The following is a 12,154-nucleotide window of genomic DNA, read 5'->3' as shown; positions in this document are numbered from 1 at the left end:
ACGACCGAATTCCGCAAGGGTGATGTCTTTGACGATATAGTCCGTGGCCATGGGGCGGTTCCTTACAAATACACTAAACGCGCAATAGCATTCCGAAGCCGTCCCGGCAATCAATCAGAAAATTAGCACCAACGACTGACGACCCTGCCTGGCTTCCGGTTATTGCGCCATACGCAGAGCAGCAGTCACGATCTTCTTGGTGGTATCGCGGAAAATGACCTGTTCCTGCCCACATGTGACAACTGAATCCGTGCCATCCTTACGCACAATCAACTGATCAATGTTATTCCAGTCACTGATATCCAGCACATCATTGGTAAAACCTTCGATGAGCTGCGGCAGCCCGGTTCTTTGCAAGATCAAGGTATTTGTCCCTGCCCCCAGCAAAACGGTATTTGTTCCACCTTCGATCACCACCCGGTTATCACCCCGGCCCGTATCAATAATATTCGCACCCTGACCTGAATGAATTGTGTCATTGCCAATACCGCCATAAATCACAGTGTTGCCACTGCCCCCATGGATCAGATTGCTGCCGGCAACCAGATGCACAGTATCCCGTCCGGTGCTTGCATAGATCTGACTGTCAGAGGCCCCGGCCTGCACAAGACTTTCCCCCGCACCCAGGTGAGCGATCAGATCATCATTCTGAGTAATGATCCGGTCAAACCCGGCCCCGCCTGTGACCTCCAGCAAAAAACGTTTATGTCCGGCGAAGAAATAGATCCGGTTGCCCAGGTCGTTACAGTGAACTCTGAAATGGCTGACACCACCGTTAGAGTCAGACGCAAACAGAAGTTCCCGTACCGCATCAGAAATCTTCAGCGTGCCATCTTCCTTCAGAGTCGCGAAATGCTTGCGGTACCCCGGCGTATCATGGCCGGGCTTAATATCGCCCACGGAAATAATTCCGTCTGCCGGCAGGCTGTCCGGCGTTTCGGCCCCATCAATCAGAGAGGCAAAATGCGCCGCTTCCGTTACCGGATCATTCTGCGTCGCCATAAAGACCCCATAGTCTTTACAGGTCTGCAACAGTGCTGCGCGATGTTCTGCATAAGCCGGATCTATATCGGCGACATTCTGTGTCAGCCAGGGATCCGTTTTCACGTTGTAAAATTCAGAACTGCCGTCCTGATACAGCGTAACCCTGTAATCCCCATAACGCACCGAAGCAGACCCATACCAGAAGGTCGGCACTGCACGGTTATAATAGGGTTCGCCTTCAACCAGCTTACGCAGAGAACGACCAACGGAATGCTGCATCGGACGCGCACCGCTGTAATCCAGAATAGTCGGCCCCATATCTGTCAGAGATACCGGATCATCAATCATCTGCGCCGGGCTATCCGGATCATGCACGATGAAAGGTACGCGGGTGGCTTCTTCCCAGAGAGTGAATTTACGGAATCGGTTTTTATCACCCATGTGATAGCCATGGTCAGAAAAGACCACAACAATCGTGTTTTTCGCATGGGGTGAGGCCTGCAGCGCATCCCAGACCCGGCCGATATGGTGATCTACGTGGCTGAGTGCTGAAAAATAGTTGCGCACAGATTGTTGCCAATATTCCACGGCCTCATCTGTTTCCATATTTTCCTGCATGAATGTGCCAGTAAAGTCCGACAAATCATAACCAAGCTTCCAGTCTTCGGGGCGTATGAAATCCTTGATGTCATACATATCTTTAAAACGCATCGGCGTGCGGAAGGGCGGGTGTGGATGGTGGAAGCCGACTTCGCGGTAAAATGGACCATCCTCCGCGTTCCACGAACTCAGAAAGCGGATCGCATCCTGCGACGACCGATAGTCATAATACAGCTTGTCATCAGCCGGATCCGTTGTACCAGCACCGCCCGTACGTCCACCAACCTTCTTATGAGGAGCATCCCGCTTCGGCCCGAAATGCACCGGGCGGGCAGGATGCGAGTACAGAGTGTTGTGAACCGCAGGTGGCAGAGGTTTATATCCGTGATGGATCTTCCCGGCCGTCGAGCAATAATAACCTTCCTGCTTCAACCGGTACTGCCACATCTGTTCTGGTCGCAGGACTTCAAAGATACTGCTGTAATTGTCAAAAATTCCTGTCTCATATGGCGACAGGCCGGACATAGCGCTGGACCGTGAAGGTCCGCAGACCGGAATCTGACAATAGGCTGCTGTAAAAGCGGAAGATACGTCACAGATACGATCAAGGTTAGGTGTCTTCAGTTCAACCCCAAAGACATGCTTGAAACGCCAGTATGAAAAGGCGTCATCCATGCCGATCAGCAGTATGTTTTTACGATTTTCCATCAGTGGTGACTTTCAAAAATTTTTACAGAGGCCGAAAGTGCATAGCGGCGCAGGATCTCTCCCGGGCAGGTCTTGCTGTCAGCCTGCCAGCTGTCTGTCAACGCCCCCTGATTGGCCAGATGATTCCCTGACCCGTCTGCCGTCTGCCCCCAGGCATAATTCAGGCGCAGATCTTTTCCCTCAGGCTTCTTGTCCAGCACAACCTGCACCTTATCCCCAACCACCCGCACAGAAGCAATTTTCGCCTCGTTTTCACAGCCGGAAATGGTGAAGCCATGCGCGCCGTCCTGCAATTCCAGGCGGCTGAGCGTGCTGAAATCTGCCGTGACCACTTCATCCCTTAAACCAGCATAAATCATTTGCGGGCAATGCCAGGGCCGTCCATCCTGGGTACTGCGCAGTGAAAGCGTTTCCAGTTCAGTGATCTGCATCTGTGCGCGGGCACTGTGTGTTGCGGGCATATCCTCCATCAGCTCAAACGGATAAGCTGGCGTCGCGACGATAACATTCAGCGTCGGGTTATCCAGCGCCAGGCGTGCCTCTGACAAAATCACCTGTGATGTCCCGTCGGTACGCGTGCCTCCGGACTGACAGACAACAAATGCCGGGTAAGCCCCCTGCCCTGTGATCTGGGTCAGATCCCGACGCAAAGCTTTCATAACATCTGAATAATGCTGATCTGCTTCAGCTTCTGTCACCTGTGGTGCAGCAGACAAAAGACGCAATGCGATCCGATCAATGAACAGCGGCTTACCCCAGGGTTCAAGGGCGGCAACCGCAGTTTTCATTCGCGCAAGAAAAGCCTGATAAAAATCGCTTCCGGGCAGAGCCTCTGCCGCAGTAATCCCAGGCTGGTTCTGCGTCAGGGCAAGCACGGTACGCCCGGCAAGTCCGGCATCCCGACATTGCAACATGTCGCAGACCCCGATTGCGCGCGCCCCGTTAAGGGGGCCCGCACCATCAAGGTTTTCATCCACCACATGAAAACGACCATCTTCCGCAAAGGGAAGATCCGGGAAAACCTGACCACCATAAGTAAGCATGCCAAGCGCCACAGGTGGTGTCTGCGCAAGCGTCTTGCCGTTGCGTTCCTCAAATCCAATCACTGTATTTTCATACTGGTCCGACAGATAAGCCAGCCCGCCGTTCTGTTCGGTTATCATCCACGCATTCGCGCGCGTGCGCGGGTAGGCGCCCGTACTGCGGGGCAATGGCGAAACAGACGGTGCTTCGTTTACATCCGGCACCGGGGGAACGGGCGCTGAAGTGGTTTCCGCAACTGTGGCAGTCGCGGGGGCAGGGTCAGATGAAGAGGCTTCAGCCTGCGTACCCTCCGCTGCCAGAACCTGCCGTCGACGCACTTTGAAAGCCCGTCGAAAAGCCGGGATACGATCCGCACGGCCCCGGGCTTCAAGATGACTTTCAAGCACCTTCCGGTAGAACAGAATATTACGGCGTGAACGCATCATCTGGTAGAAGGACGCTTCCGTCAGTTCGCCCGTGATTGCCAGCTTCATGACAGGTTTCAACTGCTCCATCCGGCGCAAAGCAACCGCGGATTTATGGCCACACCCAATAGCATTCAGAGCAATGATCTTGTCCTGAGGCAAGCGATCCGCCTGCGCCTTATCTTCACGCAGAAGCTTGTCATAAATCACATAGACTTTTCCGGCCTGATCCAACCCTTCAGCCGCATCGGAATAAGGCAGTGTCCAGTCACGCACCTGCCCCTTCTGGAACCGCACTTCCCAGGGGACAAGATTTTTATCAAGCGTCGTTTGCGGGCTGAGCGACACAACATTTGCGCCAGGTATAAGCTGTGCGAAAGCCAGGGCCGCAAAACCACCCATTGACGTGCCGATCAGAGTCACACGTTCAAAACGCGTGAAAAACCCATCATCCCGCAACCATTCCAGAAAGCGGATCAATCGCGCATCACGATACCACGAAGGGCCACGTGAATAGACGCCAAGATGGCTCCAGCCATTGTCACGGACAAAATTTTCAGCCCAGGGCTTGATGTCGGTATCAGGGAAACCAGCGTCTGACAGATTGTCGAAAGATATCACCAGTTGATGTTCACCACGATCAACGAAGGAAGCCGCATGTTCACCGAATTTATGAAAAAAGCCGTCCCGGGGACCAGCCGGAAAAATCTCACCATACCATTCCGGAATTTTGTGAGTCACCTGCGTGTCATTATTCAAAACTTTTTCCCTGGATATACTCAATTACAACTGCGGCTGACCATAAGTCATCCCCTGCATATTGTCCATTCGGTGCAGCCATGACGTAGCGCGCGTGACCCTTGTGTCACAACTTGAATCCGGAACTATCCGATACTTTCACAACGACGGGAATCCGGATGAACGGGGCAGAAAAATTTACCGTCGGCAGGATGCAGTTAGCCGAAGCGGGGCCGCGCACTGCACAACATGTCTATGCCCCCATCGGACAGCCACGTTCCACATGCTCATCAGGCTACGCTGTCACCAGCCAATCTCAGCTGCCAAACCATACGGAACGTTTCTATATTCTTAAGCGCTTCCTGCGCAATTTTTCGGTGATGCCCAACAGCGTTCAGGTGCATTTCCTGAAGGGTTTCAATCCGCTTAAACTCTGCGCGACATTCTTTCAGAACAGGCAAAAATCGCTGAATACTGCGATCCTCTACTGTGTTCAGATTGCGTTCCAGCCAATATCCCAACCCTACCTCCCGGTCGCGCCGGTTGGGCAAACCCCGATAAATTTTGGACAGAAAATCTTCCGTGGAACGAAGAGAGTAATGATTAAGTTGCACAAGTGACCCTGAATGAGGCTCATTAATCTTCAGGATGGTGTTTTCCTGCACAACCACCGGATCTCCTGATGCTGTCACCCAATTCGCATCACGACCCTGCTTACGTGGCTTGGGACGGTGCACACCGGGGTGCCCAAATGCCGTACGCCGATAGAGTGTCTTAAAAAAACATTGCCAGTTTGCACGTAAGGCCAAAGGTGCAGCGCGCGTGAACATTTCAAGCGTCAAACCCCCACTTAGCCGGTACCGCCCGTTGCTGCCGAACAACCGCCAGGGCAACATAATCGCATCGGTTTTTTCCGGCATTTCCGCAATCAATCCGCGAAGGCTGGTAAGCGGTTCGGCCAGATTAACAAACTCATCACAATCGATCATCATCACCCAATCCGCCGATTGGTAAGATGGCTGAGTTCGCGCATCTTTCAGTGCCTGCCATTGCACAGATTTATCAGAAGGAACCTCATGGCGGATATGGTGCAGCCAGCCCTCTTCGGCCAGAACATCCAACATCGCATCCGTGCCGTCATCGCAGTCATTCGTGTAGACCAGAAATTCATCAACACCCAATGCACGATGATGGGCGATCCACTCTAACAGATGTGGCCCCTCATTCCGCATAGCTGTGATGCATAAAATCTTCATCGGCCTCCAGACACCGCCATCTGTGTCACTGCGCCCGCTACAAACCACCGCGTTCCTGCGTCACTCATCTTAAAGCCACTACCTGCTGTTCAGCTTGCCTCCGCGCAGCGCACCGCCGGAACATCCGGTATAAGTGTTAGTGCATCCTCGATACCTTGTCCATCCGACGGGGTAATCCTTACCCCACCCGGATGGACAGGCGTCAGCCGGTCCTGCCCGACAATCAGATCCGTGACGTCAGATGTATTCCAGCGATTGTGCACCTGACGGAACCACCCGCCATTTCAATCGTTGGAATTCCCAAAGGCACAGGTTTTGCATGGGCCTGAATACGTGAAATCTGATCACCCGTCAGCGCATCATGAGCCGTCTGCGACAATGCCAATACAGGACCATCGCGCCCCATCAATTCAATCGCATTTCCAGCAAACTGCGCAATTTGTGCATCCGTCAGGTCGATCACATCCCGCCCCGATGCTTCCAGACGTGCAACGACCTCAGCCCGGCGCGCGGGATCTGTGATCATGTCTGTGCTGATCAGCGCATAGCCCGTGCCAATACACATCAGAACATTGGTGTGATAGATCGACGCGCCAGAACTGTCGGCCGCAGCAAAGACCATCGGTTCAAAATTGAAATGCGTACAGAACCGTTCCAGGGCAATCGGATTGGTGCGATCAGATTCCACCGCATAGGCCACCCGCTCGATGTGATCCAGAACCATTGCGCCGGTGCCTTCCAGAAACAACCCGTCCGCCTCAAGCCCGGAATAATCAATGATATCCTGCACCCGGTAATCGGATTTCAGCATCTCAAGGATGTCCTGACGACGTTCCAGACGGCGGTTTACGGCCTTCATCGGATAAACCGCAACATGCCCGCCCGCGTGAGTCGAAAACCAGTTGTTCGGGAAAACACAATCCGGGGTTTCCGGGTTGTCGCCTTCAAACACATGCACTCGCACACCATGGTCGCGCAACACTTCTGCAGCGCGGCTGTGTTCGGCATAAGCCTGTTTTGCGTGGCTTGCATCCGGGGCTACATTGGCCTGAAAGGCGTTGTCAGCGGCGGTTTCCGTATTCACGGTGAAGTGATGCGGGCGCACCATAATCACCGCACCGGGCGCCTGCACAGAAGAGCGGATCATGCCTGATCTGCGACCGGCGTTGCGCGCAGAACCATGCCAAACAGATCGCGGGGATCATCGGGATCTGCCAGTAAGTCAAGCTGCTGGAACAGGCCAGTACCTTCCAGCTGATCACGGATATAGCGCAGGGCAGAGAAATCCTCAGTCGCGAAACCAACGCCATCAAACAAGGTAATCTGACAATCAGAGGTGCGGCCTTTTTCGTCGCCCCGGATCACTTTCCACATCTCTGTCACCGGGAAATCTTCCGGCATGTTCTGAATTTCACCTTCAATGCGGGTTTGCGGGGGGTATTCCACAAAAACATCCGCACGTTTCAGGATATCAGCCTGCAGTTCAGTCTTGCCCGGGCAGTCGCCGCCAATTGCGTTGATGTGGATGCCCGCGCCCACCATATTGTCGTTCAGCACGGTCGCGTTTTGCTTGTCCGCGGTGCAGGTCGTAATGATTTGCGCGCCCTGCACTGCCTCTTCCGCGGTCTTGCAGGGATGCAGTGTCATGCCCAGACCCTGCAGATTGCGCATCAGTTTTGCGGTTGCGGCCGGGTCTGTATCGTACAGGCGCAACGTGTCGATGCCGCAGATCACCTTCATCGCCAGGGCCTGAAATTCCGACTGCGCGCCGTTGCCAATCATCGCCATAGTGCGGGCGTTTGCCGGTGCCAGATGCTTTGCAACCACTGCCGAGGTCGCCGCTGTGCGCAGGGCCGTCAGCACGGTCATTTCGGTCAGAAGCACCGGATAGCCAGTGTAAACATCCGCCAGCAGGCCAAAAGCCGTCACGGTCTGCAGGCCTTCTTTGGTGTTCTTCGGGTGGCCGTTTACATATTTGAAACCATAAGTCGTGCCATCAGAAGTCGGCATCAGTTCAATCACGCCTTCCGTTGAATGCGCGGCCACGCGTGGGGTTTTGTCGAACAATTCCCAGCGTTTGAAGTCTTCTTCAATATAAGCAGCGATCCCGGACAGCATGTCCTCAATGCCAATCCGGTGGATCAGCTGCATCATGTTATCAACGCTGACGAAGGGAACATAGGCGCGTTCAGAAGGGGTTGGGGCAGACATCCGGGTCATCCTTATTCTTACGGTTTCTGCCAGTATCCGCCTTACAGATTGCAGGCGATATATTGTTTCTGTATAAATTTGTGATCCAAACTTATCAAATCGCAGGTCAAACCTGCAAATATTGTACAGGTGATCCCGTGAATCAGCCCGCCAAACACATCTTTGATGATCTTGACCGCACTCTGATCAGTCTGCTGCGACAGGACGGGCGCGCACCTGTATCAAAGCTCGCGCAGATCATGGGTGTGTCGCGCGCCACGGTGCAAAGCCGGATGGACCGGATGTTGGAGACCGGGGCGCTGGTCGGGTTCACGGCACGGGTGCGCGATGATTACGACCAAAGCGCGATCCACGCGGTCATGATGATTGAGGTCATGGGAAAGAACACGTCCCAGGTCATCCGCCGTCTGCGCGGCTTGCGGGAACTGCATATGCTGCACACCACCAGCGGAAAATGGGATCTTGTGGCAGATCTGCGGGTCGAAACCCTGCAGGATTTCGACCGCGTTCTGCGCGAAGTGCGCCTGATTGATGGCGTTATGAACAGCGAAACCAGTATTCTGCTGTCCAGCGTCTGATCAGCCGACGATCATCTGCTTCAACTGCAGGGCTTCGTGTTCAAGTTCACGCAGGCGGAACTGCACCACATCGCCAATTGTCACCATGCCGGTCACTTTGCCATCGGTCACAACCGGCATATGGCGAAATTTTCCGTCAGTCATGCGGCGCAGAACCGATACAAGCCGATCATCCGCCGTGCAGGTTTCAACCGCGCGGGTCATGTTTTCTTCAACGCTTTGCGGCAGGGTCTGACCCGGGGTCTGCGCCAGTTTGCGCACGATATCCCGTTCCGACAGAATGCCCGCAAGGCTGCCATCACCCGCAACAACCGGCAGCGCACCGATCTTATGTTCGCTGAGGATCGCAACCGCATCGGAAATCGTGTTTTCCGGCGTCACGTGATAAATTGTGCGCGCTTCTTTCGCCTTCAGCAGAGTCGCAACCGTGGTCGAATCCTTACTGGTATTGCTTTCTATCGACTGACTGACCGTGCGTTTGTCATCCGCCGACTTGCGTTTCGGTGCCTGAAATGATGCTGGCATATATCGCCCTCCTGCTTGAAACTTACGGACTGTTTATGTCATCAAGTCTAAACGCAGAACGCACGATCAGGGAAATGTTTTATGTCACTTACAGATCTGACACTGCCGCCGACACTGGCGCTGATCCTGTTTGTCGTCGCGATTCTGGCCGGACACAGCTTTCGCCGGGTCTGGAAAGCAGAAGGCGCGCGCTGGCAGTTATGGCTGTTTGGGAGCGTTGCTGCGATCTGCCTGATCACAGTTGGGTTTCTGCCGCTGGATGTGTGATTTCACCAGCGACAGAAGAATTTTCTAAGCAGATTTAAGCCTGCGCGGCTTCTTCAGCCGCCATACGTTCTGCCATCTTCCTGGCACGCGGGCACTGAAGACGTTCACGCAGGGGACTGTTGGGATCAATTTCCTTACTGCAGACCAGGCATTGATCCGCATCGGAAATCGCATTCAGCCCGCCGCAGCTGCCTTTGATCCGTTTGTCCATAAAAATCACACCCAGCGACATGCCAAGCACAACGATCAGAAGAAGACCAAAGGTAAATGCGAAAATTTCCACGGGCTGTATCCTTTATTACGCCTGCAGAGCGGCGAACTGCGCGCTTGCGGTTGTTGTGAATGTATCGCCGGAAGCGTCACGTTCAATAAACATTACCGCGAGGTTCAGTTCCTCAGCCAGTTTCAGACCTTCTTCACGGCCCAGTGTCAGCATCGCGGTGGACCAGGCGTCTGCCATCATCGCGTTTTCAGCAACAACAGTTGCAGACGCAGTCGCGTGATCTACAGGGCGGCCGGTTTCGCCATCCAGGATGTGTGAGAAACGCTGACCGTCCACTTCAAAGAAGTTGCGATAGTCACCAGAGGTCGCCAGACCCATGCCGGAAATGCCCACAACGGACTGAACGCCAAGCGCCAGAACGTCAGGCTTTTCAATACCGACCTGCCATGGCTGACCTTCAGGGTTCACACCTGCGGTAACCAGATCACCACCGATTTCAACCATATAGTCTTTTACGCCCAGATCGTTCAGAGCCTGCGCAACGCGGTCAACACCGTGGCCTTTTGCGATGGAAGACAGGTAAACCTGCGTTTCAGCATTGTTCTTGCGGATGGTATTGCCATCTACTTCAACACCTACACCAACGCCGGCCATCAGGGAGGCAATCAAAGCGTCAGATGGCTGTGTGCCGGTCTGACCAGTTGCACCGAATCCCCATGCTTCGATCAGCGGGCCCAGGGCCACGTCGAATTTTCCGCCGCTCAGAAGGCGAACGTCTTCAGCGGAATTCATCACCTGCGCGAATGCCGGAGAAACTGTCTGTGAATTTGTCGACGCAGAGGCGTTGAAAAGCGACACTTCGGACTGCGAATCCCAGTTGGACATTTCGGCGTGAACCGCCGCCAGGGCCTGATCAATCCCTGCCACAAGCTCTTCACGACCCGCAGTAGCGGAACCGGTCACAGCTGTGATGGAATAGCTTGTGCCCATCGTTTGCCCATTAAAACTAAGGGTTTCACCACCGTTACGGCAGGCGGCCAGAGCGAGAGGGGCGAAGAGGATGGTACGTCGTGTAAGGTTCATTGAATCCGTCATCTTTACAGTGTCCGTTAAGCTTGTGTTCTCCTAAAGGATCGTGGCGGAACACAATCTGAGACAAAACGCCGCACCCCCTGATAACCGACGAAAACGCCGCATGTTGCCCTTTGGTTTACGTCGCAGGAATGCTATTGCCCCCGGAACGATAAAATAGCCAGGGTAAGATACCAGCGTGCATCAGTTTCCTCTCAAAAAAGGGCTGGACCTCCCGATCACGGGCGCACCAGCACAGAGCATCGCCGACGGACCTGCCGTTCAGACAGTAGCGCTACTCGGATCCGATTACATCGGTCTGAAGCCACGCCTCTCTGTTCAGGAAGGCGACACAGTTGCCGCAGGGTCTCCGGTCTTCGCACATAAAGACACACCGGATGTGATGGTGACATCACCTGTTTCCGGCCGCGTGAAAGCCGTCAACCGGGGCGCACGCCGCGTGTTGATCAGCGTAGAAATCGAAGTGGATGACAAAGCCGCTGAACCAGTGGACTTCTCATCTGTCGGAAACGCTGACACCGCAGAAGGCCTGGCGGAACGTCTGGCGGCTGCCGGTCTCTGGACATCTTTCCGCACCCGCCCTTATTCCCGCGTGCCTGCATCTGATGAACGTGCCGCGGCAATCTACGTAACCGCGATGGACAGTGAGCCGCTTACAGCGGACCCCGCCGTGATTATCGCTGAACAGCGTGAAGCTTTTGTGAAAGGCCTTGAGGCCATCGCAAAGCTGTCTGAGGGCAAAACATACCTGTGTCACGCAACCGGCGCAGATGTTCCGGGCGGTGATGTTGCAGGCGTCGAAGTTGCGACTTTCTCTGGTCCGCATCCATCCGGCCTGCCTGGCACGCATATGCATTTCCTCGAAGCACCAACCGGTTCCAAAACCGTCTGGACCATCTGGTATCAGGACGTGATTGCAATCGGCCACCTGCTGCTGACCGACACTGTGAACAGCGAACGTGTGATTGCCCTGTCCGGCCCGCGCGTGAAAGATCCCCGTCTGGTACGTACGGTTGCTGGTGCCTCTATGGATGCGCTGACCGCAGGCGGCGTTGATGACAGCGATCCGCTGCGTGTGATCTCTGGTTCCGTGCTGTCTGGCCGCGCCGGTGAAGGGGCAACCGCTTATCTTGGCCGTTATCACCGTCAGATCACTGTGATCGAAGAAGATCACAAACAGATCCCGATGGGCTGGATCCGTCCGATGTTCAGCAAGTTTTCCTATCAGCCGGTTCTGGGCTCTGCCCTGTCCAAAAAGCTGTATGCGCTGACATCAAACCTGAACGGTGGCCGTCGTGCGATGGTGCCGCTGGGAACCTTCGAAGAACTGATGCCACAGGACTACCTGCCAACCCAGCTGCTGCGTGCAATGCTGGTGATGGATACGGATGTGGCCCAGCAACTGGGTGCGCTGGAACTGGACGAGGAAGATCTTGGCCTCGTTGGTTTCGCCTGCCCGGCTAAATATGAATATGGAATGGCGCTTCGTGATTGTCTTGCCAAAATTGAGCGGGAGGGCTGATC

Annotated in this window: 11 protein-coding genes; 3 read left to right on the top strand and 8 right to left on the bottom strand. The window is 54.5% G+C overall.

What is annotated here, in order from left to right:
- Positions 1-159 precede the first annotated feature (159 nt).
- The 5 genes from H1D41_RS15540 to H1D41_RS15520 form a co-directional block, all read right to left on the bottom strand.
- Entirely contained in the window at positions 160-2,292 is a 2,133-nt protein-coding gene (locus tag H1D41_RS15540) for a sulfatase-like hydrolase/transferase (RefSeq protein WP_228849774.1), read from the bottom strand.
- A complete protein-coding gene (locus H1D41_RS15535; protein WP_228849773.1) occupies positions 2,292-4,481 on the bottom strand; it encodes an alpha/beta hydrolase in 2,190 nt (729 codons plus the stop codon). The genes H1D41_RS15540 and H1D41_RS15535 overlap by 1 nt, the downstream gene beginning before the upstream one ends.
- A 287-nt stretch (positions 4,482-4,768) precedes the next feature.
- Positions 4,769-5,734: a glycosyltransferase family 2 protein gene (locus H1D41_RS15530; protein ID WP_267473720.1), complete on the bottom strand. Its 966-nt coding sequence runs from the start codon at positions 5,732-5,734 to the stop codon at positions 4,769-4,771.
- A gap of 223 nt (positions 5,735-5,957) precedes the next feature.
- Positions 5,958-6,881 (bottom strand): citrulline utilization hydrolase CtlX, encoded by a 924-nt coding sequence (gene ctlX / locus H1D41_RS15525; RefSeq protein WP_228849772.1) that lies wholly within the window; start codon positions 6,879-6,881, stop codon positions 5,958-5,960.
- Entirely contained in the window at positions 6,878-7,945 is a 1,068-nt protein-coding gene (locus H1D41_RS15520; protein WP_228849771.1) for an ornithine cyclodeaminase, read from the bottom strand. Before H1D41_RS15520 ends, ctlX begins: the two co-directional genes overlap by 4 nt.
- 137 nt (positions 7,946-8,082) lie before the next feature.
- On the opposite strand from H1D41_RS15520, the gene H1D41_RS15515 reads away from it, so the two are divergent.
- Positions 8,083-8,523 (top strand): Lrp/AsnC family transcriptional regulator, encoded by a 441-nt coding sequence (locus H1D41_RS15515; protein WP_228849770.1) that lies wholly within the window; start codon positions 8,083-8,085, stop codon positions 8,521-8,523.
- Here H1D41_RS15515 and H1D41_RS15510 read toward each other — a convergent pair whose 3' ends face one another.
- The gene (locus H1D41_RS15510; RefSeq protein WP_228849769.1) at positions 8,524-9,048 is read right to left on the bottom strand and encodes a CBS domain-containing protein; all 525 of its coding nucleotides are present in this window, start codon (positions 9,046-9,048) and stop codon (positions 8,524-8,526) included.
- A gap of 81 nt (positions 9,049-9,129) precedes the next feature.
- On the opposite strand from H1D41_RS15510, the gene H1D41_RS15505 reads away from it, so the two are divergent.
- Entirely contained in the window at positions 9,130-9,315 is a 186-nt protein-coding gene (locus tag H1D41_RS15505) for a hypothetical protein (protein ID WP_228849768.1), read from the top strand.
- A 34-nt stretch (positions 9,316-9,349) separates the two neighbouring features.
- Here H1D41_RS15505 and nqrM read toward each other — a convergent pair whose 3' ends face one another.
- Positions 9,350-9,547, bottom strand: coding sequence for a (Na+)-NQR maturation NqrM (nqrM, locus tag H1D41_RS15500; RefSeq protein WP_228849779.1), 198 nt, complete (start codon positions 9,545-9,547; stop codon positions 9,350-9,352).
- A 66-nt stretch (positions 9,548-9,613) separates the two neighbouring features.
- On the bottom strand, positions 9,614-10,633 hold the full coding sequence (locus H1D41_RS15495; RefSeq protein WP_228849767.1) for an FAD:protein FMN transferase: 1,020 nt from the start codon (positions 10,631-10,633) through the stop codon (positions 9,614-9,616).
- Positions 10,634-10,808: 175 nt separating this feature from the next.
- Between H1D41_RS15495 and H1D41_RS15490 the strand changes: the two genes are divergently transcribed.
- Positions 10,809-12,152 (top strand): Na(+)-translocating NADH-quinone reductase subunit A, encoded by a 1,344-nt coding sequence (locus H1D41_RS15490; RefSeq protein WP_228849766.1) that lies wholly within the window; start codon positions 10,809-10,811, stop codon positions 12,150-12,152.
- Positions 12,153-12,154: the final 2 nt, after the last annotated feature.

The organism is Halocynthiibacter styelae (assembly GCF_016123485.1).
GTDB lineage: Bacteria > Pseudomonadota > Alphaproteobacteria > Rhodobacterales > Rhodobacteraceae > Halocynthiibacter > Halocynthiibacter styelae.
This window is presented reverse-complemented; position numbering and strand designations above follow the sequence as displayed.